Source organism: Mariniflexile sp., from assembly GCF_041583155.1.
GTDB lineage: Bacteria > Bacteroidota > Bacteroidia > Flavobacteriales > Flavobacteriaceae > Mariniflexile.
This window is the reverse complement of the sequence record NZ_JBFHGK010000004.1, coordinates 94,285-117,380: the sequence shown is the minus strand read 5'-3', so window position 1 is coordinate 117,380 and position 23,096 is coordinate 94,285. Positions and strand designations below refer to the sequence as shown.

The window sequence follows — 23,096 nt, the reverse complement described above, 5'->3', positions numbered from 1 at the left end:
AGAGTTTAAAATAGCAGTCGTTCTTTGTACTTAACAACGTTGCAGCTATATTCTTATTAGTCAACCTCTTTTTTTTATTTTGATGAATTAAGTTGAAATTAATATTTCAAAAATTTGAAGCTTTCTATGTCATTGTTGGTTGTAGTTTCAACTTTAAGGATATAAACACCATTTCCTAATTGGGATACATTGATGGTATTAGATTTTGGAGACTTAATACTTAAAACTTCCTGACCAATAATGTTGTAAATTTTAAAACTTTCAACAGATGATAATAAATTTGTCGTATGTAATTCAAGTGTTTTTGTGATTGCATTATAGGTGGTTGTTATGCCTTTGTTATCAAAAGTAGTAGTGTCCAACAAACTACTTTTCTTAAATACTATTGAAAATTGCTGTTTATCTGCACCTGTATTTAAAAACAATTTTGTTTCGTTGTTTCGTAAATCATAATAGATGTTTTGGGCATTATCTAACAAATAGATATGTAAATCATCAGGGATATTTTCCATTTTATCAATTCCGAATTTATACGAACCCGCATTGGTAACTTTCAATGCTAGGGGGAGCTGGTCTTCCAAATTTATTTCCGGAATGGCTTGGATAATTAAAGATTCATCATTTACTAGCCAATTTATATCATTTTTAAAACTGTCGTAAGTTTTAGCATCGTAACCTCTGTCATATCCATACGTTGTACTTTGGTCGTAACCCAAACCTAAATATTTGGTATACCCATTCGGATCTGTAAATGTAAACCAAATTTTTGGTCTGGTATCTTCTGTTGATATTGCCTTACTTTTAGAATTAGTTTTATAATAAATGGTTTCGTTTAATGATTCTTTAGCAAAACTACGCTGGGCATTATTGAAGGTTATATTACCTGAATTCAAGATTTTAGTAAAAAATCCTTGACCAACATTTATATATCTGGTTGGAGCAGCTTTGGATGCAGTGCCATTATTACTTATTAATCCAGAGGCATCAGCAATTGCAGCTAAAGGCATCATTAAATTATATGTAGCGTAACCACCTTCGTAATTTGATAGGTAATGGCTATTGTTGGTTGAAAACGATTCCCAAAAGTATAAGGTGCCGTCTATAATAGATTCATTGTCAATAATAAATTGATTAGCATCTAAAGTTGAAGGGTATGGGTTTCCTATCAAATACTCTGTGTTTGACGCAACGGGTAAAATGTAATCGCCGCTATTTGGTGTGCCTTTAAATACAAATTCTTGCTCGGTGGTTGTAGCTCCAGAGCCTTTCATTGTATAGCCTACACCGGGAACCAAATCATTGCTTGTTGAAATTTTCGACCAATAATAATAATTTCCTATAGGGCCTTTAAAGGTGTAGAGCCATTTGTTGCTTACCGTTATTGGGGAGGTTAAAGCGTTACCATTAAGTCCGCTTGTAAAGTTTATAGGACCTGTAGCGTCTTCTAAATAACCAATTTTCCAAGTGCCATTTCTATTTACAGGTGATGACCAATAATTGTAATTAAATAAATTAGATGTGCCTTGCTGCCTGATTATCAAACTGCCAGTTCCAGAATTTGAATTCATTCCCGAATGATGCTGAATAAGTTGAGCTTCACCCAATAAATCAATGGTGCCGTTGTTTAAAATTTGATTTTCAGTTTCTAATAAAATTCCATTGGTTATTTTTAGTGTGGCACCAGTTTCTAATTTAACTTCCCTTACATAAGCATTTTCAGTTAATGTAACGGTGGTGCCTGCTTTTATGGTTAGTTTATAACATTGGTCAGTATTACATGGGTTGTTTGCAGTTCCGGAACCGTTATAAAAATTAGAGCCGTCCCAAACGATTTGGTCTGTATACCGTAGTGTGAAATATCGATTATTACTAAATGTAACCCCAGTGGCTGTAGCTGTTGTTCCCACAATTGAGAGATTGTAAACCTCCTCGGGTGAAGAGAAATCATAGTTGTTATCAACAACCAATTGCAAAGTAGAACAACTTTGTTTGCCTGCTAAATTTATGTTACTAAGGTCAAAGGACACTGTTACAGTTCCTAAGTTCCCTTGTCTGCTCACTCGCCATCTAGAATTCAATTGTTCTGTGTAGTTAATGGTATTCGTCGAGAAATTGTAAGTTGGGTTTTTAGTTTCCTCACCCCAAAACAAGAATTCATTATTATTTAAAGCAGTTGGGTTGCTAATACGCACAATACCTGTTCCTTGCGAGTCTGTGTGGTTTGAACCATCCGTAGCCTGCCCAATACCTGCTACGTTATGGTCAAAATTACCATTAGATGCATCGTCTTGCACGTATATATCATTACTTGTTAAGGGTTCATTGTATTTTGAAGATAAATAATTGTTTACAATTATTCTTTCTGCAGTATTTAAAGCCTTTCTATAAATTACTAATTCCGAAATGTATCCGCCAAAACCTCTACTGTCATTTTTATGTGTAGCTCCAACAGTAAATGGCGAATTATAATCTGGAATAAAATCAGAAGATTCTGAGGCTGTTGTGATTAACGTTTCACCGCTGAACACTTTTACTCTTGACGAGGTTGGTAATGTTCCATCGTAGAGTGTGCTAATAATATAGTTGGTATTGGAATTGAATGTTGTATTTGATGTGCTAAATCGATTGTTATTTCCATCAATATCTACATAATAATAATTGGAATTAAAGAAGAAGAACATGTATGATTGATTATTACCTACATCAGTTCTTTTTGAAATTATAGATCGGGCATTCCCTAGATGCGTAGGCCTTACAACGCTAAACACTGTTAATCCATTAGTATTATCTAAATTTGATGCGTCATCACCACTTAAAAAATCGTTTTGTCCTGATGTTTGGCTGTAATCGAATAAAATAGAAGGGTAACCGTTTATTACAGAATCATAGTACAAAGGTTGTTGGTTAATGTTTGTTTGGGATGCATTGTTTAAATTTCCGGAAATGTCATTCCATAGATTTATTGGTTGACCACTAATAGTAGTAGATGTTCCACTATCAGCTTTAAGCCACAAAGCGTTATTAGCACTATTCCCAACGCCACCAGGGCCGGTTTGAGAATAACTAAAGTTTAAAAAAAGACATACAATCCAAACCAGTTGAGATTTGAGAGAATTCATTATTTGAGAGATTGAGAGTTATAGCAAATTACTTATTACGTATTGAACACAAATATATAAATATTTTTGAATAAATAACATCTTGTCGGTTTTATTTGCGTTTCAACGAGTTGATTTTAGGTGTTTATTTTGAAATAAGTGGGTTAAGAAGCTTGTTTTTTTACACGATATTTAGAAGTGTAACTTGTTGTTATTGTGAGTATTAACTTAGTTTCTAAAGGTTTAATTCCTCAATAGGATATGGTGCTTTTCGGAAATAGGCACAAATATTTTATTGTTAAATTTTGTAAAAAATAGAAAAAAACATGAGAATTTTCACTAAATTTAGACGTTATAAAATTATACACTTATAGAATAAATCTACTTTAAATAAACCCAAATTCCAATAATATTATGGCAAGAGCAATGCTTGATTATACCAAAACGGTGCTTAATAAAGTTAGTTTTGACGTTTCGTTGTTTTGCAAAGAAGTTCAAAAAGCAGCACAACGATTATTGCCACATGAGTTAGAAGAACTAAAACATTTTATTCTTTCTCTCGTACAGCAAAACCCAGAATTAAATCAAAGTTTAATTTATTTAAGACGATAAAAAAAAGCGACCATTTGGTCGCTTTTTTTATTTTGAAGGTAACGGACTAATAATTTTCACGTCCTGAAATGCTATTGCTCCGCGTACTACTCCAGATATAACATCTTGTAGCGCTTCTATAATTTGCATTTTTAATTCACTTTTATGATAAATTAAACTTACTTCTCTAGCAGGTGCAGGTTCGTTAAAATAATGTAAATTATCTTTTGCTTTTTCATTAATATCTAAAGTATGTAAATATGGTAGAAGTGTCATTCCTAGACCTTCGTTAGATAGTTTTATTAACGTTTCAATACTCCCGCTCTCTAATTGAAAGTTGTCATCCGAACTGTTCTTTAAAGCTTTACATAAATTAATAACACCGTCTCTAAAGCAATGGCCGTCTTCTAATAGCAGCATGTCATTTATGTCTAAATCAGTAACATTAATTTTATTATTGTTGTGTAGTCTGTGGTTTGAGGGTATATAAGATACAAATGGTTCAAAAAATAATACACGCTCTTTAATGCTTTCGTCTTCTAAAGGTGTTGCGGCTATTGCAGCATCTAAATGTCCATCCTTTAAACGTTCAATAATTTCTTCGGTGGTAAGCTCCTCTATTTTAAGCTTTATTTTTGGATATTTTTTTATGAAATTCTTTAAAAACATGGGTAAAAGTGTTGGCATTATGGTTGGGATTATTCCCAACTTAAATTCGCCACCAATAAATCCTTTTTGTTGATCTACAATATCTTGTATTCTATACGATTCATTTACTATGTTTCTTGCCTGATTCACTATTTTTTTGCCAACCTCCGTTAATTCTATTGGTTTTTTACTTCGGTCAAAAATTTGGATATCAAGTTCTTCTTCCAGCTTTTGTATCTGCATACTTAAGGTAGGTTGCGTAACAAAACATTTTTCTGCAGCTTTAGTGAAATTCTGATTTTCGGCAACAGCTAAAACGTAGTATAATTGTGTAATCGTCATGTATATAAATTTAGGCTATAAAAGTATAAAAACTATCAATAAAACTTATCATAATAACCGTTAATTATAGATTAAATTTGTAGTATAATTAAAACAGATATAAAATGAAATTTAATAGTATAGGACTAGACATTGAAAAGACAAAAGAATTAGCAAAGGATTTAAATAATTTGTTAGCAAATTTTCAAGTTTACTATCAGAATTTAAGAGGTATCCACTGGAACATTAAAGGCAAGCGCTTTTTTGATTTACATGTGAAATTTGAAGAGTTGTATACAGATGCTAATATGAAAGTTGATTTAATTGCAGAGCGTGTATTGACTTTAGGAGAAACACCACTTCATACTTTTAAAGATTATATAGATAATGCTCAGGTTCCTGTTGGTAAAAATATATCGCAAGATGAAAAAGCAGTTACTTTAATTGTAGATTCTTTATCAGAATTATTAAAAATTGAGCGTGCCATTTTAGATAAGGCTGGCGATGCTAGTGATGAAGGTACAAACTCTATGATGAGTGATTTTATTACAGAACAAGAAAAAACAGTTTGGATGATGAAAGCTTGGTTAAGCGAAACTGTTTAAATAATTGAATTGATAAATAGCGAGAAAGACCTTCATTTTTGAGGGTCTTTTTTTTATAATAAACCTCTCGCTTTTATCTCCAAATATTTGTTAATTGTATTGATAGTTAAATGCTCGGGAGCTGTAAGAATGCTTTGAATACCATGTTTTTGAAGTTCATTTACAATTAATTTTTTTTCGTAAATAAATTTTTCGGCAATGGTTTTTTCAAAAATATCATAGGTGTTTGTTGCAGTTGTTTTAGTGAGTTTTTGAAGCTCGGTGTTTTCAAAAAAGATAACTACAAGGAGGTGATTTTTAGCAATTGCCTTTAAATAGGGTAGTTGTCTGTAAAGTGCATCCAAGGTTTCAAAATTGGTGTATAGCAATAATAAACTGCGCTGATTTAAATGGCGTTTTACATCAATATATAGTCTAGAAAAATCCGATTCTACAAAATCGGTTTTCAAATTATAAAGTGTTTCTAGAATGCTATTCATTTGTGAAGTTCGTCTTTCGGCTATCACACGGTTTTCAACCTTTCTTGAAAATGAAAAAATACCAGCCTTATCTTGCTTTTTTAAAGCAACATTGGAAATGACTAATGAAGCATTTATGGCGTAATCCAATAAGCTTAAACCTTCAAAAGGCATTTTCATTACGCGGCCTTTATCAATTACACTGTAAACGGGTTGAGAGCGTTCATCTTGATATTGATTTACCATTAATTCGTTGCTTTTTGCCGTTGCTTTCCAATTAATATTACGTAAATCATCCCCTTGAACGTAATGCTTAATTTGTTCAAATTCCATAGTGTGACCTATACGCCGAATCTTTTTCAAACCGTATTCAAATATCTTGTTTGAAAACGCTAAAAGCATATACTTTTTTAATTGTAGAAATGAAGGGTAATTAGGTACCATCGCATCTTTCCCAAACTGAAAACGTCTGGAAATTAAACCAATTGGACTATTCGCATATAGGTTTAGGTTGCCAAAGTGATATTCACCACGTTCTATTGGTCGAAGCGTGTATGATAATTTTTTGCTTGTTTGCTTTTCTAAAATAGTGTCTATTTCAAAATCCCGTTTTTGGTATTGGAAAGGTAACTCATCAATCAGCTTTAAATTACTTTTAAAATTGTAATGGTTTTTTAATGAAATTTCAATGGTATTATCATCACCATTACTTAGTTTTTCGGGTAAAATACGAATGGCTGTAATGCCTTGCTGTTTGAAAAGCAGTATAAAATCTATAATAACCAATCCTAAGAATATAAAAAAAAGCATTTGAGCTATTACCAATAATCCGGAAAATAAATAAGACATAATAAATAGGAATACAAGCAAGCTCAGGCCTATAAAAAAGCGTGAATTCAAATAGATATTTTTAAAAAACCGATTCATATTTTTTTTCCTCAAATGCGTGAAGTCTTTTATCTAGGGATTTCTATAGTTTCTAAAATTTGTTCAATTACTTTTTCAACGGTAAAACCTTCCATTTCTCGTTCTGGCGTTAATACTAATCGGTGTTTTAATACGGCTTTAGTACAACGTTTAATATCCTCGGGTGTAACAAAATCTCTACCCTGAATAGCTGCATTGGATTTGGCAGCATTTAATATGGCAATGGAGGCCCTTGGTGATGCTCCTAAAAATAAATTGGCATTTGTTCTGGTGTTACTAATAATGGATGCGATGTATGAGATAAGATGATTTTCAACAACAATTTGCTTTATCAAACCTTGATAATATGTAATTTGTTGTGCATTTAAAACGGGGATGATAGCATTGAAATCTAAACTATCCTGCCGTTGATGATTGTCTATTAAAATCTGAATTTCATCTTCAAGATTTGGATAATCCACGTTTATTTTGAATAGAAACCTGTCCAGTTGTGCTTCGGGTAACCTATAAGTTCCTTCTTGTTCAATTGGATTTTGTGTAGCAAATACTAAAAAAGGTTCTTGCATGATGTATTTGGTACCATCCATTGTAATCTGGCGCTCTGCCATTACTTCAAACAAAGCGGCTTGCGTTTTTGCAGGGGCACGGTTTATTTCATCAATTAATATTATGTTTGAGAAAATAGGTCCTTTTTTGTATTCAAACTCGTTGGTTTTTACGTTAAAAATGGAAGTCCCTAAAATATCACTAGGCATCAAATCTGGGGTAAACTGAATTCTACTAAAATTTACAGCTAAAGTTTTAGCTAAAAGTTTAGCTGTAATTGTTTTAGCTACACCTGGAACACCTTCAATTAACGCATGCCCGTTTGAAAGTAGGGAAATAATAAGTAATTCAATCATTTCATTTTGTCCAACAATGAATTTGCCTATTTCCTTTTTTATGGCTTCAACATGTGCTTGAAGTGGTTTTAAATCGAGTCTACTTTCAAAATTTATATCTTGATTTTCTATTGGTTGTTCTTCCATTATTTGTTGTTTTTTGTGAATGTTTCTATAAGTTTGTTCAGTTGAATTAAATCGGTTTCAGTATGTGTGGATTTCGATTTTAAATACACAATATAATCTATTATTGTTTTAGTGTCTTCCTTTTTATTAGATGATTTTATGGCTAATTTAGAAATGAAATTTTCGCTTAATTCATTCGTGTTTAAGTAGTATTTGGTACGTATTTGTTCTAAAAAATATTGAATTTTATTTTTGATAATGGTGGTGTAGTCGCCATGTTGATAATATAAATCGCCAATAGTTCTCGTAAAATCTAAAGTGGCATTTTTTAAAGGTTCAACAACGGGAATAATACGTTGTGTGCGTTTTCCTTTGAAAACTATGAACAAGAATATCCCAAATAAAGCGGTGTAAAATGCCCATTTTAAAGCTGAATTTTGAAGTACGAAGCGTAATGGACTGGTAATTATTTTTCGGCCACTTTTATAATAGTTATCCCAAATAATAGCGTGCTTTGGCAAAAATGAAAGTACGGTTGCCGCATAAACATCATTGCCATTTAGCATGTGGTAATTACTAAATGCAAAAGGATTGGTATGTACATAAAATGCACCATTGTTTTTTCCGAAAGGGATTTTTATGTAATTTATCTTTGGATTAGTTTCGTTTATAACCGTTTCATTATTTTCAACTTTAGTTGTGCCTAATGCAATCGCATTAAGCGTATCTAAACTAGTTAAATAACTATTTTCAATTACGTCCTTAAAATGACCTTCATTTTGTTTTAGGCGAGGGCTTGTAAAACCGTTTGAAGAAGGCTTTTTAAAAAAATTATTGTAATTGGTTCCAATTTTTATGTTTAAGGTATCGCTTAAAATACCATGCATATAATTAGTACTTATAAATACAGAATTACCATTTTCAACATATTTAAGTAAAGCTTCAGAATCTTGTTTATCAAACGAAATGGCATTATTTATAAAAAGACAAACGGTTTTGTTTCCAGATTCAAATCCTTCCAAATTTTCAAATACTGTTTTAGTTGAAACTGATATTGGTTCTTTGGAAAATGTTTTCAATTCGTTGAAAAGCACATAACAGCCTAACGGAATTTTATCGGCAGCAGCGTATGAATCTCGCCAATTTAACGCTTTGGGTTTTGTTATCTCTGCAATCATCATTAACAGAATAACTGCTCCAATGGCATATAATGCTATTTTAGATCGTTTATCCATTAGGAAGCCTATTTAATTTGTTGAAATCAGATTGGTTTTTGTTGTAAGTAGCTTCATCAATTGGGAATTCACCATACCACACATAATCATATATGTAGGAAATGCGCTTGAAAACAGATTTTGTGTCTTCATCTTTAATTTCATTAATGTAATCGCTATTGGTTTTATCGTAATGCCAATCAATTATGTTTTTGTTGGTTAGTAGTTTTAAGGATTTAAGATATAAATAACGTGTTGCCAATCGATAATTGTTTTCTTTAATTGCCGAAGAAATTAACGTGTCAAAATTGACATCTTTTATGTTTTCTTCAACGTATTTAAAAGTATCAATGTCTTTTGTTTCCGTTTTAAAAACGGAATTAATGGGTGATTCCATTAAAAACTTAACGATTAAATACAAACAAGCAACTCCTAAAAAGGCATAAACTATGTATTCTAACGTTTTATAATTAATGAAGTCTATATCAACCCCAAAAACATCATTAATCCAATCAAAAAATTTCTTTATTAGGCGTTGCAACAAATTAATACCGCCCGTATCATTAATGTTGTAATTGAAATCGTCACCTTTATAGCGCTCCTCTATAGCTTCTTTAAAATAGGTTACTTTTAGGTTTGAAGAATCTCTTTGAATAGTGTCTTGTGCAAAACAATAATTATTACTAAGAAATAAGCCAACAGTGTAAAGCTTTATTGGAAGTTTGTTTTTAGTCATTAATGCCAATTTGTTCAATTTTAGTTTTTAAAAACACGTTGTATTTTTCTTCATAAAGATTATAATACAAAACACTGTAGGCAACTTGTGATAATGCTTGTGAATAAATAAACGACAATAAAAACATGGCAAACCCTAAAGTGAATATAACGCTAGCAAACACACTCGTTGCCAAATCCACATTACTTTCCAATGAAAAATACACATACACACCAATGATAAAGCCAGGGATAGATGCAATAAGCATGGTTATCATTAAATTCAATATGCCAATAACCAGGCCGTATAAAATCACTTTACCAAAGTTAGAAAATGTAAACGACCAACCTTCCGCTAAAGCGAGACTAAGATTTTTGTTGTCGGTGAAAATAGACATGAACGATAACCCAAAAAATGCGGTTAATAAAAAACTAAGTCCGTATTGTATTAGCATTCCAATTAAAGGAATGAAGGCAAAAATTACCGAAACTATTAAATACCCTATGTAAATTCCAATACCCAGTAAAATGAAAAGAACGATGGTTCCCAAATTCTGTTTAATTTTTAACCAAACGTTTTTAGATTCAACATTGCCTTCGCTATTTACGTAATTGGCCATATACGAACTTGAAAAACTATAATTTAAAAGCGCCGTAATAAATAAAATAACGATTAAAACGATGGCCCCAACTATTAAATAAACCATGTGTTCGCCTTCGTCATTCATCCCAAATCTGAAATCTCTACTTGCTAAACCCATGAAGCCAGTTACTAACAAATACGATGCAATAAGAAGTAAAATGATACTTATAACATTATAACGCAAATATAAACTGGTATATTTTTTAAAGTTATATTTAAGAAATTGGAAATAGGTGTTTATGATTTCACCAAAATCATGTCGCGTACGAAGTTCTATGTAGGATCTCTTCATTTTTTTAATTCAGATTGGTAGGCCTTATTTAGTTTTAAAGGGTAAATAACGTAATAAAATACGATTAAAAATAAGGAGCAGGTAATTATACCATATGATAATGTCCAGTGCATTTGTTCGCCATAGCGAGTTATAAACCCTTCAATAAAACCAGCTATAATGAAAAACGGAATGGTGCTTACTACTATTTTCAAGCCATCTTTAGCACCTTTAGTAAAAGCAACCCGCCTTGAGAAGGTTTTAGGAAACAAAAAACTGTTCCCCATAACCAAACCAGCACAACCTGCTATTACAATTACCGAAATTTCGATAGTGCCATGCAACCATATAGTTGATGTTTTTTCTAAAATACCATAGTTGTAAAAAAAAGTGATAAATGCACCAAGCATAATGCCATTACTAAAAAGTATGTAAACGGTGCCTACGCTAAAAAACACACCAAAAGCAAAGGCTATTATGGCTACGCGAATGTTATTTATAGTAATACCTAAAAAAGATCCGATATTACTACCACTTTTGTAAACAGCCATAGGTTCTCCTTTTTCAATATTTTCAATAGTCATATTTACATAGCCATCACCTAAAATTAAGCGTACAAACGAATTGTCGTTTAATGTGGAAACCACACCAATACTTACAGCGGCCATAAAAATTAAAAAAGTGTACAGTAGTGTTTTTTGATAGCTTTTGAAAAATAACGGAAATTCATATTTCCAAAATGATATGATTTTGTTTTTGGATTCTCTTTTAGTGATGTATATTTTTTGATGTGCCTCCGAAGCTAACGAGTTCAAATACAACAAAGTCTTACTCTCTGGGTAATAGGTTTGAGCATAAGCAAGGTCGTTAGTTAAATGAATGTAATAAGAAGCTAAGTCGTCCGGATTTATTTTTGCATTATTATGTAATGCATTTTCAAAAACCAGCCATTTTTCTTTATTTTGCTTCACGAAAGAGGCTTCGCGCATAAATTTTTTTTAATTAGAAACGAATATACATCTACATGAGCAATTTAGCAATTAACACAGCACAAAATGTTAATTTGGATTACAAATTAATTGGGTTGGGCGAGCGTTTTGTAGCGTTTTTAATTGATGGCCTTATCCTACTAACTTATATTACGCTTATGGAGAATCTAGTAGATTTTTCAGAGCTATTTAGTACGGATGACTGGACACGTCGTGGGATTTTAGCCTTGTTAATGCTTCCTGCATTTTTTTATTCGGTGCTTAGTCATATTATTTTTGGCGGACAAACCATTGGTAAAATGATTTTAAGAATAAAAGTTGTGCGTTTAGATGGTAGCCCGACTCAGTGGTATAATTTATTGGTTAGGTGGATGTTGCGTATAGTGGATATTTGGATGTTTTTTGCGTCAATTGGGGTTTTAAGTATCTTGTTGTCTGATTATAAACAACGCGTTGGCGATGCTGCAGCAGGAACAGTTGTTATAAGTGTTAAAAAGAAACATAAAATAACGAGCACTATTTTAGAAGATTTAGAGGCCGATTACGAGCCTGTTTTTAATAATGTTACCTTACTTACCGATAAGGATGTACGCATTATAAAAGAAGCATTTACCCTATCAAAGAAAAATAAAGATTATAAAACACTAACGCTATTAAGAAATAAGGTAGCAAGTGTGCTTAATGTAGAATCTAATTTATATGATATAGAGTTTTTAAACACCGTTTTAAAAGACTATAATTACTATACACAAAACATGTAAATTAAATTCTAAAAGTTAGAAGGATAAAAAGGCGAAAACAATACTTTTGCCGAAAATCCAAAAACCACCACCTAACTCCTAAATATGATGTTTTTTCAAATTGTTGAAATCTTAGGAACGTTTGCTTTCGCCATCTCTGGTGTATTAGTTGCGTTAGAAAAAAGAATGGACCCATTCGGGGTTCTTATTATAGCGTTTGTAACTTCGGTTGGAGGCGGTACTTTAAGAGATGTACTTATTGGTATAACTCCAGTAACTTGGATGGTAAATATGCTGTACGTTTACGCTATTTTAATAGCGACTGTTTTGGCAATAATATTTAGAAAAAGACTCGATATCTTGAGGGTTTCCTTGTTTTTATTTGATACCATAGGGATAGGTTTGTACACCGTTGTAGGGGTACAAAAAGGGTTAAACATTGGTTTACATCCAATCATTTGCATTTCGTTGGGAACCATGACAGCTTGTTTTGGTGGAGTTATAAGAGATATTTTATGCAACGAAATCCCTGTTATTTTTAGACAAGAAGTGTATGCTACTGCTTGTATATTGGGAGGCGTCACCTATTTTTTACTCCGTAAGTTGCCAATAGATAATAACATCGTGTTTGTTATTTCTGGTTCGGTAGTTATTGCTATTCGTTTAGTTGCTGTGATTTTTAAAATTACCCTTCCTAGTTTGTATAAGGATGAGGTTAGGAAAATAGATGGTTAGGATGTGGCATATTATGTTTTAGGGAATCCACTTAACAAAGATCTTAAGTTTAAAAACTGATATCCTAGTTGGTCTATAAGTGTATATTTTAACTTCACCTAAACACCTAAACACCTAAACACCTAATCAATAATCTCCACATTTCTTATATAGATATTCTTTAAAGGCCAATCGGCATCATCAGTTTCTACAGCGGCAATTTTGTCTACCACATCCATGCCACGAATTACTCTTCCAAAAATGGTATAGTCTCCATCTAAAAAGTGAGCACCTCCTTGTTGCTGCACAATAAAAAACTCGTAAGGCGATGCCAGTTTATGTGGGTTTTCAATATCACTACTTGGCATGGAAATAACGCCTCTGTCATGTTTGAAACCTCGTTTCGTGTCGGGTGGTAATAAATACTTTCCAATGTAACCACGTTTTCTGCCTGTTTTTCTATCATCACTACTTCCTCCCTGTATTATAAAATTATCTATAACTCTGTAAAACTGGGTACCGTTAAAATATTTCTGTTTCGTTAAAAATATAAAGTTAGAGCGGTGAAATTTGGTTTCATTAAATAACAAAATATCAATTTCTCCAAAATCGGTAGTCATGCGCACTTTGTTTTCTTTGTGTTTTTTATCGTATTGTAAAAAAAACTCCATGGCGTTTTTCGAGTTTAATTTTGGAAAAGCTCTTTTCGACACATCTGTAGTATCTTCATCTCCTGTTACCCCTACATCTTCCTTTACTACTGTAGTTGTTTCTTTTTTAGGAAGTGTTTTGTTTTTACTTTTCTTATCTTCACAATTTAGAAATAAAATGAAAATAAATAACAATATTATAGGTCTCATAAGATGGATTTTGATGAATTTTTAGTATCAATTTCAAAAATAAAGAATATACCATTACCAGCCCAAACATCGCAGTTTAAAATGGTGCCTCCATTTAGGCATGAGTTGCTAAGGCAACAAGAAGAGGCTATAAAACACGCAAAAAGTGCCGGTGTATTGGCATTGTTTTATCCCGATAAAAATAAAAAAACACATTTGGTTTTAACTTTAAGGAAAACCTATAAAGGTGTACATTCTGCACAGGTTGGGTTTCCTGGAGGAAAGCTGGAACATTTTGATGTTTCTATTGAAGCGGCAGCCGTTAGGGAGACTTTTGAAGAAGTTGGTGTGCCTTCCCAAAATATTAAGGTGATACGGGCGTTGACTGAAGTTTACATTCCGCCAAGTAACTTTTATGTACACCCTTTTATTGCTATTTCTGAAGAAACACCTCAATTTACTAAACAAGATGACGAGGTTGAAGCCATCATTGAGGTGGCTTTGCAACAATTTTTAGATGATTCTAACATTATTACCGAAAAAGTGCGAGCCTCCTATAGTGTTGAAGTAGAGGTTCCTGCGTTTAAGTTAAACAATCATGTGGTTTGGGGAGCTACAGCTATGATGCTTAGCGAGATTAAAGACATGTTAAAACAACTCATGTAGTTTGTAGATTTATTACATTTGTAGCAACTAACTAATTTGAAGCGTGATTTATTATGGGATTGTTTAAACGAAATCCTTTCGGACATATATTATTTGTAAAGAAATGGCTCATACGTATTTTGGGTACACTTACTCATAGGCGTTTTCGTGGGTTTAATGAGCTACAAATTGAAGGCTCGGAAGTGATTAAAAATTTACCTGATAAAAATGTTCTTTTCATTTCAAACCATCAAACCTATTTTGCCGATGTAGTGGCAATGTTTCATGTGTTTAATGCTAGTTTAAGTGGTAGAACCGACTCTATTAAAAACGTAGGATATCTATGGAATCCAAAACTTAATATTTATTACGTAGCAGCTAAAGAAACCATGAAAGATGGTTTGTTGCCAAAAATATTAGCTTATGTTGGCTCTATTAGCATTGAGCGAACTTGGAGATCTGAAGGGCAAGATGTGAACCGTCAAGTTAAAATGAGTGATATTTCTAGTATAGGTAAAGCGCTTGATGACGGTTGGGTTATCACCTTTCCGCAAGGAACTACAACACCTTTTAAACCTATTAGAAAAGGAACAGCTCATATTATTAAACGTTATAAGCCTGTAGTGGTACCTATTGTAATTGATGGGTTCCGCAGATCCTTTGATAAAAAAGGCTTGCGAATTAAAAAGAAAAATATTCTTCAAACTATCGAAATCAAGGCCCCATTGGATATTGATTATGATAACGAAAGTACTGATGAAATAGTAAAACGAATAGAATACGCCATAGAGCAGCACCCGTCTTTTTTAAAGGTAATTCCTCAAAAAGAAATAGAAGCTCAAGAAGCTCTTAATAAAATGCGGGAGTGGTAGCAAAATCTTCACTGTGAGTTTTTTAAATTATTGAGTCTTTTTTTGCGACATTTTAAATGTATTCTAACAAAATTGGTAATTAAACAATTGTTTGTTGTTGTTTGCTTACTTCTTGAAAAAAAACATATTTTTATTTACAACAGAATCATTTTACCGTACAAATATCTGTGCAAAGTAAACGGTTGTTGTTATGTTTTAAGTTTAAAATACATTTAACTTTTATTCCTTATATTTTATGAAGCAGAAAGGTGCAGAAGCAGCGCGATTGGCAGTTCCCGATAATTACAGGAATTGGAAGAAGTGGGGTCCGTATTTAGCTGAAAGACAGTGGGGTACTGTAAGAGAAGATTATAGTGAACATGGCGAGTCCTGGGAGTTTATTGATCATGAAAAAGCTAGAAGTAATGCCTACCGTTGGGGAGAAGAAGGTATTGCAGGTTTTTGCGACTCACGAGAAATTTTATGTTTGGCACCTGTCTTTTGGAATGGTAAAGACCCTATTTTAAAGGAACGTTTATTCGGGCTTACCAATAATCAGGGAAACCATGGAGAAGATGTTAAAGAATTGTATTTCCACCAAGTCTCCTCGCCAACTCATTCATATTGTAAATATCTTTATAAATATCCACAAAACGAATTCCCTTATTCCGATTTAGTTTCAACTAATAGAAGAAGTAGGTATGAACCAGAATACGAAATTCTAGATTCCGCAGCCTTTAAAGATAATGCTTATTTCGATTGTTTTGTTGAATACGCTAAAGCAGATGTTGATGATATCTTAATGAAGGTAACGGTAGTGAATAGAGGAGACAAAGAAGCCAGTATTCATGTGTTGCCGCACTTGTGGTTTCGTAATTTTTGGAAGCATAATACGAGGTATTCACGCCCAAGTATGAATTCAATTTCAGATAATTGTGTGCAGTCTAGAAGCATCAGAAACGGTAGATACTATTTTTATCATGAAAAAGGCAAACAATTGTTTTGTGAAAATGAAACGAATAACAAGCGTATTTACAATTTTTCAAATGACACTCCTTTTGTTAAAGATGGTATAAACGACCACGTTATTCGGGGAGAAGCTACTGTAAACCCTGAAAAGAGTGGTACCAAGTTTGCTGTGTGGGAACAGTTTACACTTAAAGCAGGTGAAGAACGAAGCGTGAAAGTACGCTTAAGTAAGAATAAAATAGACGATCCGTGGTTTGATTTTGATGCGCTTTTTAATCTTAGAATGAGCGAATGTGAAGCTTTTTATAATGAAACAATCGACAAAGAAATACCTGAAACACACCAAGCCATAGTTAAAAGTGCTTTTGCAGGCCTGATGTGGACTAAGCAGTTTTATTATTTTGATGTTTTTAAATGGATGTTTGGTGGTCCAGGCGAATCAAAACCCGATAGAAAAAACATGCGAAATTATAATTGGCAACACTTAACCAACAGGCATGTTATTTCCATGCCAGATAAATGGGAGTATCCTTGGTATGCTGCTTGGGATTTGGCATTTCATATGGCGTCGTTTGTAGAAGTAGATCCAAATTTTGCTAAAAACCAGTTGTTGTTAGTTCTTAAGGAAAATTACATGCATCCAAACGGGCAAATACCTGCTTATGAATGGAATTTTAGCGATGTAAACCCGCCAGTGCATTCCTGGGCAGTTTGGCACGTTTATGAAAAAGATAAGAAACTAAAAGGTAAGCCTGATACTGTTTTTTTAGAGAAAGCATTTCAAAAATTACTTATAAATTTTACATGGTGGGTTAATCAAAAAGATAAAAGTGGCACCGACCTATTTGAAGGTGGTTTTTTAGGTTTGGATAATATAGGTGTTTTCGACCGTAATCACATGCCGCCAGGTATTGCCAGGATGCAGCAAGCAGATGCTACGAGCTGGATGGCTATGTTTTCATTAAACATGCTTCGCATGGCACTAGAACTTGCCAAATCTGATAATATGTACGAAGAGGTGGCTGCCAAGTTTTTTAGGCATTTTCTTAACATTGCATGGGCAATGCATCACATTGGAAAAAAAGATATTTCACTTTGGGATGATAAAGATAACTTTTATTACGATGTTGTTGAAATGGCAAATGGTGCAACTAATTTGCTAAGGGTGCGCTCTTTAGTTGGTGTAATTCCAATGTTTGCAGTTGAAATTATCCATAAAGATTTATTTGAAGAATTAAAAGATTTTAAATTAAGAGCTAGTGAAATTATACGGACACGGCCAGATTTAGCATCTTTAATTACTAATATTGACGAAGCTAATGCGGAAGGTAATTATTTGTTTTCCATCATGCGCGGTTTCAGGTTAGAACATTTGCTAAAACGACTATTGGATGAAGATGAGTTTTTATCAGACTATGGTATTCGCTCACTATCTAAATACCACGAAAAGCATCCGTTTGTGTTCCAGCATCATGGCCATCACCAAATTCAATACGAGCCAGGTGAGAGTCGCTCTAATATGTTTGGAGGAAACTCCAATTGGCGTGGTCCTATTTGGATGCCTATAAATTATATGATTATTCAATCGTTACGTAAATATTATCGTTTTTACGGAGATACTTATATCTATGAGTTTCCAACAGGTTCGGGTATAAAACTAAATCTAAAACAAATTGCAAACGAGCTAACAAAACGTTTGATAAAACTTTTTGAAGCTAATGATGAAGGGAAATTTCAGTACCATTCAGATAGTCCAGATAAACAGTTTTCAAAAGACGAGCACTTTAAAAATTTGCATTTATTTTATGAGTTTTTTGATGGCGATACCGGTAAAGGTTTAGGCGCATCACACCAAACAGGTTGGACAGCACTTATAGGTAATTTGATCTTGGAAATGGATGAAGATTAAAGTTTTTGCTATTAAAAATATGATAATCCATTTTCATCTAGGGATGTAAGCCAATTATCTAGAGTTAAAAAAGAATCTGTTAAAACAAGCTGCTTTCATAAAAAGTAGCTTGTTTTTTTATAGCAATACTTTGTTACAAGTGAAAGCTTTCTAACAATTGTTTATTAAAATTCTGTAACAAACGGCTATAATTGTATAACATGTAATAGTTACCTCGGTTTTACCTTTGTGAAAAATAGTATTGTACTTTAAATACTGAGACAAGAAAAAAGAGATTATGAAGAAGAAGCATATAAAAGCAATTTTAATAATAGTAGGTGTCGTGCTGTTTGTTTTTGGTGTTTACACCTTAATGGAGCCAGAAACCTTAGTGCGTGTTGGTGAACTAGATTTGGTGAAAGTTCAGGATAACTCCAATGCTTATATTACTATTGGCTTAGGTTTTGCATCTATTCTTATTGGTATAATTGGAGGTAGAAATTATAGAAAAAAATAAGCATGAATGTTACAAGACTACAAAAGAACAGAAAAGAGATAAAGAACAAAATTAGAATAGAAATTTGTAGCATTAACGGTTAATAATTTATTTTTTGTAGAAGAAAAATAAAATGAGTTTGTAGGAAGACTGCATTAAAAGTTTGGAAAAACAAAAAAACAAATTCATACTATTATTTCAGATATGTAAATGTGTTAAACTGTCTAGAATTGTTAAATTGCATAATGGTTTGGTTGGTTAGTTAAATTATGTATAAGGGCATCTAGACAGTTTTTATTTTTAAAAATATTATATGGATACAAAAAATCACGTTAGTCATAGTGCTTTAAGCTTAGTATCGATTATTGCTGTGGTTTTTATATTATATGTTTTAAAGCCATTTGTAGTGCCTATTCTATTCGCCATAATAATGAGTGTTATGGTATTTCCCATTCAGCGGTTTCTAGAAAAGAAATGGCGTTGCAATAGGCTTTTTGCGACCTTGGTTTCTTTATTGATTTTATTCTTCTCAACTGCATTAATTTTCTATTTAATTAGTACGAGGTTGATGTACTTTTTGGATAATAGTGAGGTTTATTCTCAAAAACTGGGCGAACTGTTTAATAAATCTTTAAATAGCTTGGAACGCACATTTAACATTGGTACCAATAGACTTTTTTCGGATAAGGAATTTCAAACCGAAAACATTATAAAAGATAATTTAGATAAAATAGGAATTGTATTGTCTGAATCTGGAAGCCTTTTAAGTGATTTAGTATTGATACCTATTTACATATTTTTCTTCTTATATTATCGTTCGTTTTTTAGAACGTTCTTATACAAAGTATTCAAATCAAAATCAAAATCGTTTATAAATAACATTTTAAATAAAGTATATCATATTCAGCAAAGTTATTTGTTAGGGTTACTTAAGGTAATAATTTTAGTGGGTTGTTTAAATAGTTTGGGCTTGGTGTTTTTAGGCATCAGTAACCCGTTTTTCTTTGGTTTTTTGGCGGCTTTCTTATTGTTAATTCCATATATAGGTGTTATTATTGGGTCTTTACTACCAGCTATTATTGCTTTGGCAACGAAAGACTCGGCTTGGTATGCTTTTGGAGTTATTGCTGTTTTTGGATTCATTCAATTTATAGAGGGTAATTTTATTACACCAAAAATTACAGGTTCCAAAGTAAGTGTTAATGCTTTTGTAGTTATTACTTCCTTAATCTTGTTTTCTATGCTTTGGGGAATTACTGGTATGATTTTGGCCTTGCCAATTACAGCTACACTAAAAATTTTATTTGATAATACTCCTGGTTATGAAGCGTACGGTTTTCTAATTGGTGAGCCTGTGGATAAACATCTTCAAAGTAAAGCTCGATTACGATTAAAATCTTGGAAACGGAATAATAAGTTGAAAGAATAATAAGTCAAGTTAGTCGCTTAGTGAGAAAATAATTAAGGTTAAACCAAATTCCTTTCTTAACTTTACGAAGATATTATTTTTTAAATTTTAGAATGAAGTTATTTATAAAGTTCGATTTCAACACCATTTGTAAAAAGGTTTTAGAATCAAAGCTAGAAGAGCTAGATATAAAGTACAGAAATTTAGCTTTTGGAGAAGTTGAGTTATTAGAAAAAGTAGCCCCCGAAGTTTATGATACGTTAAACGCATCTTTAAATGATTACGGTATCGAAATTGTTGAAAATCAAAAAAGCATCTTAGTTCAAAAAATTAAGGATGCTATTGTAGATATGGTTTTTAATGAAGAGTCCAATGTAAACGTTAAAAGTTCTGTTTACCTCTCAGAAAAATTGGAGCACAGTTACGGTTATCTTTCCAACTTGTTTTCAGAAGTAACCTATACATCTATTGAAAACTTCATCATTATTCAAAAAATAGAATACACGAAACAATTATTGCTTACCACAGATTTAAGTTTAACGGAAATAGCCTTTAAATTAAATTACTCTAGCGTAGCACATTTAAGTACCCAATTTAAAAATGCTACTGGTATAACGCCATCGGCCTTTCAGCGCATTATATCCAAAAGAAGGAATATAGCGCAACAAAAAAACTAACAACTACTTAAAAGTAACTTATGCCAAACGATTATATACATATTATACTTGCTGATGACGATGAAGATGATAGACTCTTTTTTACCGACGCATTTGAGGAGTTAAATATGAATACAAAAGTAACCACCTACAATGATGGCGTGGAACTAATGGACTACCTGAATCGTGATGATGCGCGATTACCCAATGTGCTTTTTTTAGATTTGAACATGCCTAAAAAGAATGGTATTGAGTGTTTAAATGAAATTAAAGCCAATAGCAGAATGGCCGATATTGCCATTGCTATTTATTCCACGTCGGCATCCGAAGAAGACATTGAAGAAACCTTTGTTTTAGGTGCTAATATCTACATAAAAAAACCAAACAGCTTCAAGCAGCTTAAAAAGGTTTTAGCAGAAGTAATATCTATGAATTGGCAATACCACACTAATGGTTTAAATAAAGACAATTTTTTAATGAGGTTGTAATGTATAGGAAGGTCTTCTCAAAATCGGCTTTATTTTTACGAATTATATTTATTCTTGGCTTGTTTTTGGTGCTTATTATTGGGGGGTTTACCTATAAGCATATCCAAAATCTAACAGATTCCACAAAGCAAATTGTTAATACGTATAAAGTTAATGTGGAGTTTGAAAAGGTTATGTCTTACTTAAAAGATGCTGAAAACGGTCATAGAAATTACATTTTAACTAAAGATACAATCTATTTAAAGCCCTATTTAACAGGTAGAGATAAAGTAAATGAGTCTTTTGCTCAATTGAAAGAAATAGCAAGTGACAGTGAGGAACAAAAAAATAATTTAAAAACCTTAAGTAAATATATTGACGCACTCTTTGTTAATTTTTCTGAAACAACCGAGTTTATAGAGCGAAATCAAACCTTGTCGGAAGCATTTAAGACCAATTTTTTTGAAGAAAAAATAATAACAGACTCTATTAGGCAAAAGCTTGATGAGATGATAAACCTAGAGAATTCTCTATTAAAACAATATCAAGAAAAGCATAAAAGCAATTTAAAATTCACCCCCTTATTTTTATACTTAGTGTTATTGTTTACGTTGGTATTAATTATTATTTCTTATTATAAAATTACAAACGACTTCAAGAATATAAAAGAAATAAATAACCAATTATCAATATTTAAAGAAGCTGCAGTTCAACTGGAAATGGTAGGTAAACATGGAAATTGGGTTTGGCACGTTGCAACAAATACCTTTACTTTTTCTGATAATTTATACCGTGTACTTGGTGAAAAACCGAATGCATTTCAGCCAACCTTAGAAGGTTTTATGGAGTTTGTTCATCCGGAAGATAAAGAGAAATTTGCCAAGGATGTAGAGGACATGATGAGGAAAGAAGATTTGCCATTTATTTATTATAGAATTATACAAAAGGATGGGGCCATAAAGCATATAAAAGGCTACGGTAAACTTTTAGTTAATGAAGATGGTGAAAAACGAATTATAGGAAATGTTACAGATATTTCAGATGAAATAGAACGCTTTTTAGAAATTGAAGAGCGCAATTTAGAATTAGAGAAGAACAATAAAGAACTTTCTGAATTTAATTACGTTGCCAGTCACGATTTGCAAGAACCATTAAGAAAAATACAAACCTTTATATCCAGGTTAGAAGATAAAGAAGCCGATAAGTTTTCAAGTTCTGGTCGTCAGTATTTAGAACGAATTAATGTGGCAGCCACTAGAATGCGTTCTCTAATAGACGATTTACTTCAATTTTCCAGAACTAATAAACCAGATAAAGAATTTGTTGAAACCGATTTGAATGAGCTTTTGGAAAATGCCAAACAGGATGTTGCAGAATCCATTTCCGAGGCACAAGCTACGGTGGTTAATGATGTGTTGCCCACACTTCATGTTATTCCTTTTCAAATACATCAATTGTTTTTAAATTTACTAAGCAATTCATTAAAGTACAGGAAAAAGGACGAGGCTCCTTTAATAACAATACAATATTCAATAGTAAATTCTAAAACGGAAGAAACCCTGCAAAAAGTTGTTAAAGGAAACTTTCATAAAATTTCATTTTCTGATAATGGTATAGGGTTCGATCCGCAGTATGCTAAACAAATATTTGAGTTGTTTAGTAGACTTCATAATAAGCATGAATATTCTGGAACGGGTGTTGGACTTGCCATTTGTAAAAAAATTACAGATAATCATGGTGGATTTATTTTTGCCGAAGGACAGCTTAACTTAGGTGCCACATTTACTATTTATCTTCCGGTCTAAAAAGCAAATTCTTTAAAATAAGTAAAACTTAAAAGTCTTAAATACTGGTGTTTAAGGCTTTTTTTTGTGTTTTAAACTTTCCGTATTGAAATTCTATAACAAACATAAAAAATGCTGTAACGTAAAACGCAG

General features: G+C 32.4%; 21 protein-coding genes. 12 read left to right on the top strand and 9 right to left on the bottom strand.

The genetic code is table 11. The features are described from left to right. Positions 1–98: 98 nt before the first annotated feature. Positions 99–3,119 carry a T9SS type A sorting domain-containing protein gene (locus tag ABYI63_RS02710; RefSeq protein WP_372753171.1) on the bottom strand — a complete coding sequence of 1,007 codons (3,021 nt, stop codon included), beginning with the start codon at positions 3,117–3,119 and terminating at the stop codon, positions 99–101. A gap of 393 nt (positions 3,120–3,512) precedes the next feature. Between ABYI63_RS02710 and ABYI63_RS02705 the strand changes: the two genes are divergently transcribed. After that, entirely contained in the window at positions 3,513–3,710 is a 198-nt protein-coding gene (locus tag ABYI63_RS02705) for a hypothetical protein (protein ID WP_372753169.1), read from the top strand. A gap of 27 nt (positions 3,711–3,737) precedes the next feature. Here ABYI63_RS02705 and ABYI63_RS02700 read toward each other — a convergent pair whose 3' ends face one another. Further along, a complete protein-coding gene (locus tag ABYI63_RS02700; protein WP_372753167.1) occupies positions 3,738–4,679 on the bottom strand; it encodes a LysR substrate-binding domain-containing protein in 942 nt (313 codons plus the stop codon). A gap of 104 nt (positions 4,680–4,783) precedes the next feature. Here ABYI63_RS02700 and ABYI63_RS02695 point away from each other — a divergent pair, with 104 nt between their 5' ends. Further along, on the top strand, positions 4,784–5,263 hold the full coding sequence (locus tag ABYI63_RS02695) for a Dps family protein (protein ID WP_372753165.1): 480 nt from the start codon (positions 4,784–4,786) through the stop codon (positions 5,261–5,263). 53 nt (positions 5,264–5,316) lie between these two features. On the opposite strand, the gene ABYI63_RS02690 is transcribed toward ABYI63_RS02695, so the two are convergent. Genes ABYI63_RS02690 through ABYI63_RS02665 form a run of 6 tightly spaced genes read right to left on the bottom strand, consistent with a single transcriptional unit; the run spans position 5,317 to position 11,486 of the window. Further along, a complete protein-coding gene (locus ABYI63_RS02690) occupies positions 5,317–6,648 on the bottom strand; it encodes a DUF58 domain-containing protein (protein ID WP_372753163.1) in 1,332 nt (443 codons plus the stop codon). 29 nt (positions 6,649–6,677) lie between these two features. Beyond that, complete coding sequence (locus ABYI63_RS02685) at positions 6,678–7,676, bottom strand: AAA family ATPase (RefSeq protein WP_372753161.1); 999 nt, start codon at positions 7,674–7,676, stop codon at positions 6,678–6,680. Continuing rightward, positions 7,676–8,890, bottom strand: a complete 1,215-nt coding sequence (locus tag ABYI63_RS02680) for a DUF4350 domain-containing protein (RefSeq protein WP_372753159.1) — start codon at positions 8,888–8,890, stop codon at positions 7,676–7,678. The genes ABYI63_RS02685 and ABYI63_RS02680 overlap by 1 nt, the downstream gene beginning before the upstream one ends. Next, positions 8,883–9,605 carry a DUF4129 domain-containing protein gene (locus tag ABYI63_RS02675; RefSeq protein WP_372753157.1) on the bottom strand — a complete coding sequence of 241 codons (723 nt, stop codon included), beginning with the start codon at positions 9,603–9,605 and terminating at the stop codon, positions 8,883–8,885. Before ABYI63_RS02675 ends, ABYI63_RS02680 begins: the two co-directional genes overlap by 8 nt. Further along, on the bottom strand, positions 9,598–10,518 hold the full coding sequence (locus ABYI63_RS02670; protein ID WP_372753155.1) for a hypothetical protein: 921 nt from the start codon (positions 10,516–10,518) through the stop codon (positions 9,598–9,600). The genes ABYI63_RS02675 and ABYI63_RS02670 overlap by 8 nt, the downstream gene beginning before the upstream one ends. Then, the gene (locus ABYI63_RS02665) at positions 10,515–11,486 is read right to left on the bottom strand and encodes a stage II sporulation protein M (RefSeq protein ID WP_372753152.1); all 972 of its coding nucleotides are present in this window, start codon (positions 11,484–11,486) and stop codon (positions 10,515–10,517) included. Before ABYI63_RS02665 ends, ABYI63_RS02670 begins: the two co-directional genes overlap by 4 nt. 35 nt (positions 11,487–11,521) lie before the next feature. Here ABYI63_RS02665 and ABYI63_RS02660 point away from each other — a divergent pair, with 35 nt between their 5' ends. Together ABYI63_RS02660 and ABYI63_RS02655 are read left to right on the top strand one after the other, a co-directional pair. Next, positions 11,522–12,247: an RDD family protein gene (locus tag ABYI63_RS02660; protein ID WP_372753150.1), complete on the top strand. Its 726-nt coding sequence runs from the start codon at positions 11,522–11,524 to the stop codon at positions 12,245–12,247. A gap of 87 nt (positions 12,248–12,334) precedes the next feature. Beyond that, positions 12,335–12,961 (top strand): trimeric intracellular cation channel family protein, encoded by a 627-nt coding sequence (locus tag ABYI63_RS02655; protein ID WP_372753207.1) that lies wholly within the window; start codon positions 12,335–12,337, stop codon positions 12,959–12,961. 122 nt (positions 12,962–13,083) lie between these two features. Here the strand turns inward: ABYI63_RS02655 and ABYI63_RS02650 are convergent, their stop codons facing one another. Continuing rightward, the gene (locus ABYI63_RS02650) at positions 13,084–13,800 is read right to left on the bottom strand and encodes a peptidylprolyl isomerase (protein ID WP_372753148.1); all 717 of its coding nucleotides are present in this window, start codon (positions 13,798–13,800) and stop codon (positions 13,084–13,086) included. A 3-nt stretch (positions 13,801–13,803) separates the two neighbouring features. Here ABYI63_RS02650 and ABYI63_RS02645 point away from each other — a divergent pair, with 3 nt between their 5' ends. The 8 genes from ABYI63_RS02645 (at position 13,804) to ABYI63_RS02610 (ending at position 22,964) form a co-directional block, all read left to right on the top strand. Beyond that, the gene (locus tag ABYI63_RS02645) at positions 13,804–14,445 is read left to right on the top strand and encodes a CoA pyrophosphatase (RefSeq protein ID WP_372753146.1); all 642 of its coding nucleotides are present in this window, start codon (positions 13,804–13,806) and stop codon (positions 14,443–14,445) included. A gap of 53 nt (positions 14,446–14,498) precedes the next feature. After that, on the top strand, positions 14,499–15,296 hold the full coding sequence (locus ABYI63_RS02640; RefSeq protein ID WP_372753144.1) for a lysophospholipid acyltransferase family protein: 798 nt from the start codon (positions 14,499–14,501) through the stop codon (positions 15,294–15,296). Between the two features lie 235 nt (positions 15,297–15,531). Beyond that, on the top strand, positions 15,532–18,153 hold the full coding sequence (locus ABYI63_RS02635) for a glucosidase (RefSeq protein ID WP_372753142.1): 2,622 nt from the start codon (positions 15,532–15,534) through the stop codon (positions 18,151–18,153). Between the two features lie 277 nt (positions 18,154–18,430). Further along, positions 18,431–18,649, top strand: a complete 219-nt coding sequence (locus ABYI63_RS02630; RefSeq protein WP_372753140.1) for a hypothetical protein — start codon at positions 18,431–18,433, stop codon at positions 18,647–18,649. 292 nt (positions 18,650–18,941) lie between these two features. Then, positions 18,942–20,057, top strand: a complete 1,116-nt coding sequence (locus ABYI63_RS02625) for an AI-2E family transporter (RefSeq protein ID WP_372753138.1) — start codon at positions 18,942–18,944, stop codon at positions 20,055–20,057. 92 nt (positions 20,058–20,149) lie between these two features. Further along, complete coding sequence (locus tag ABYI63_RS02620; protein WP_372753136.1) at positions 20,150–20,713, top strand: helix-turn-helix domain-containing protein; 564 nt, start codon at positions 20,150–20,152, stop codon at positions 20,711–20,713. A gap of 20 nt (positions 20,714–20,733) precedes the next feature. Further along, positions 20,734–21,180 carry a response regulator gene (locus ABYI63_RS02615; RefSeq protein WP_372753134.1) on the top strand — a complete coding sequence of 149 codons (447 nt, stop codon included), beginning with the start codon at positions 20,734–20,736 and terminating at the stop codon, positions 21,178–21,180. Next, positions 21,180–22,964 (top strand): CHASE3 domain-containing protein, encoded by a 1,785-nt coding sequence (locus tag ABYI63_RS02610; RefSeq protein WP_372753132.1) that lies wholly within the window; start codon positions 21,180–21,182, stop codon positions 22,962–22,964. The genes ABYI63_RS02615 and ABYI63_RS02610 overlap by 1 nt, the downstream gene beginning before the upstream one ends. Positions 22,965–23,096 lie beyond the last annotated feature (132 nt).

Excerpts from the sequence above, each read along its gene's own strand:
- ABYI63_RS02645 (WP_372753146.1), top strand. The coding sequence starts at position 13,804 with ATGGATTTTGATGAATTTTTAGTATCAATTTCAAAAATAAAGAATATA.
- ABYI63_RS02630 (WP_372753140.1), top strand. The coding sequence starts at position 18,431 with ATGAAGAAGAAGCATATAAAAGCAATTTTAATAATAGTAGGTGTCGTG.
- ABYI63_RS02640 (WP_372753144.1), top strand. The coding sequence starts at position 14,499 with ATGGGATTGTTTAAACGAAATCCTTTCGGACATATATTATTTGTAAAG.
- ABYI63_RS02710 (WP_372753171.1), bottom strand. The coding sequence starts at position 3,119 with ATGAATTCTCTCAAATCTCAACTGGTTTGGATTGTATGTCTTTTTTTA.
- ABYI63_RS02695 (WP_372753165.1), top strand. The coding sequence starts at position 4,784 with ATGAAATTTAATAGTATAGGACTAGACATTGAAAAGACAAAAGAATTA.
- ABYI63_RS02635 (WP_372753142.1), top strand. The coding sequence starts at position 15,532 with ATGAAGCAGAAAGGTGCAGAAGCAGCGCGATTGGCAGTTCCCGATAAT.
- ABYI63_RS02680 (WP_372753159.1), bottom strand. The coding sequence starts at position 8,890 with ATGGATAAACGATCTAAAATAGCATTATATGCCATTGGAGCAGTTATT.
- ABYI63_RS02660 (WP_372753150.1), top strand. The coding sequence starts at position 11,522 with ATGAGCAATTTAGCAATTAACACAGCACAAAATGTTAATTTGGATTAC.
- ABYI63_RS02650 (WP_372753148.1), bottom strand. The coding sequence starts at position 13,800 with ATGAGACCTATAATATTGTTATTTATTTTCATTTTATTTCTAAATTGT.
- ABYI63_RS02620 (WP_372753136.1), top strand. The coding sequence starts at position 20,150 with ATGAAGTTATTTATAAAGTTCGATTTCAACACCATTTGTAAAAAGGTT.
- ABYI63_RS02670 (WP_372753155.1), bottom strand. The coding sequence starts at position 10,518 with ATGAAGAGATCCTACATAGAACTTCGTACGCGACATGATTTTGGTGAA.
- ABYI63_RS02665 (WP_372753152.1), bottom strand. The coding sequence starts at position 11,486 with ATGCGCGAAGCCTCTTTCGTGAAGCAAAATAAAGAAAAATGGCTGGTT.
- ABYI63_RS02705 (WP_372753169.1), top strand. The coding sequence starts at position 3,513 with ATGGCAAGAGCAATGCTTGATTATACCAAAACGGTGCTTAATAAAGTT.
- ABYI63_RS02615 (WP_372753134.1), top strand. The coding sequence starts at position 20,734 with ATGCCAAACGATTATATACATATTATACTTGCTGATGACGATGAAGAT.
- ABYI63_RS02625 (WP_372753138.1), top strand. The coding sequence starts at position 18,942 with ATGGATACAAAAAATCACGTTAGTCATAGTGCTTTAAGCTTAGTATCG.
- ABYI63_RS02655 (WP_372753207.1), top strand. The coding sequence starts at position 12,335 with ATGTTTTTTCAAATTGTTGAAATCTTAGGAACGTTTGCTTTCGCCATC.
- ABYI63_RS02675 (WP_372753157.1), bottom strand. The coding sequence starts at position 9,605 with ATGACTAAAAACAAACTTCCAATAAAGCTTTACACTGTTGGCTTATTT.
- ABYI63_RS02685 (WP_372753161.1), bottom strand. The coding sequence starts at position 7,676 with ATGGAAGAACAACCAATAGAAAATCAAGATATAAATTTTGAAAGTAGA.
- ABYI63_RS02690 (WP_372753163.1), bottom strand. The coding sequence starts at position 6,648 with ATGAATCGGTTTTTTAAAAATATCTATTTGAATTCACGCTTTTTTATA.
- ABYI63_RS02610 (WP_372753132.1), top strand. The coding sequence starts at position 21,180 with ATGTATAGGAAGGTCTTCTCAAAATCGGCTTTATTTTTACGAATTATA.
- ABYI63_RS02700 (WP_372753167.1), bottom strand. The coding sequence starts at position 4,679 with ATGACGATTACACAATTATACTACGTTTTAGCTGTTGCCGAAAATCAG.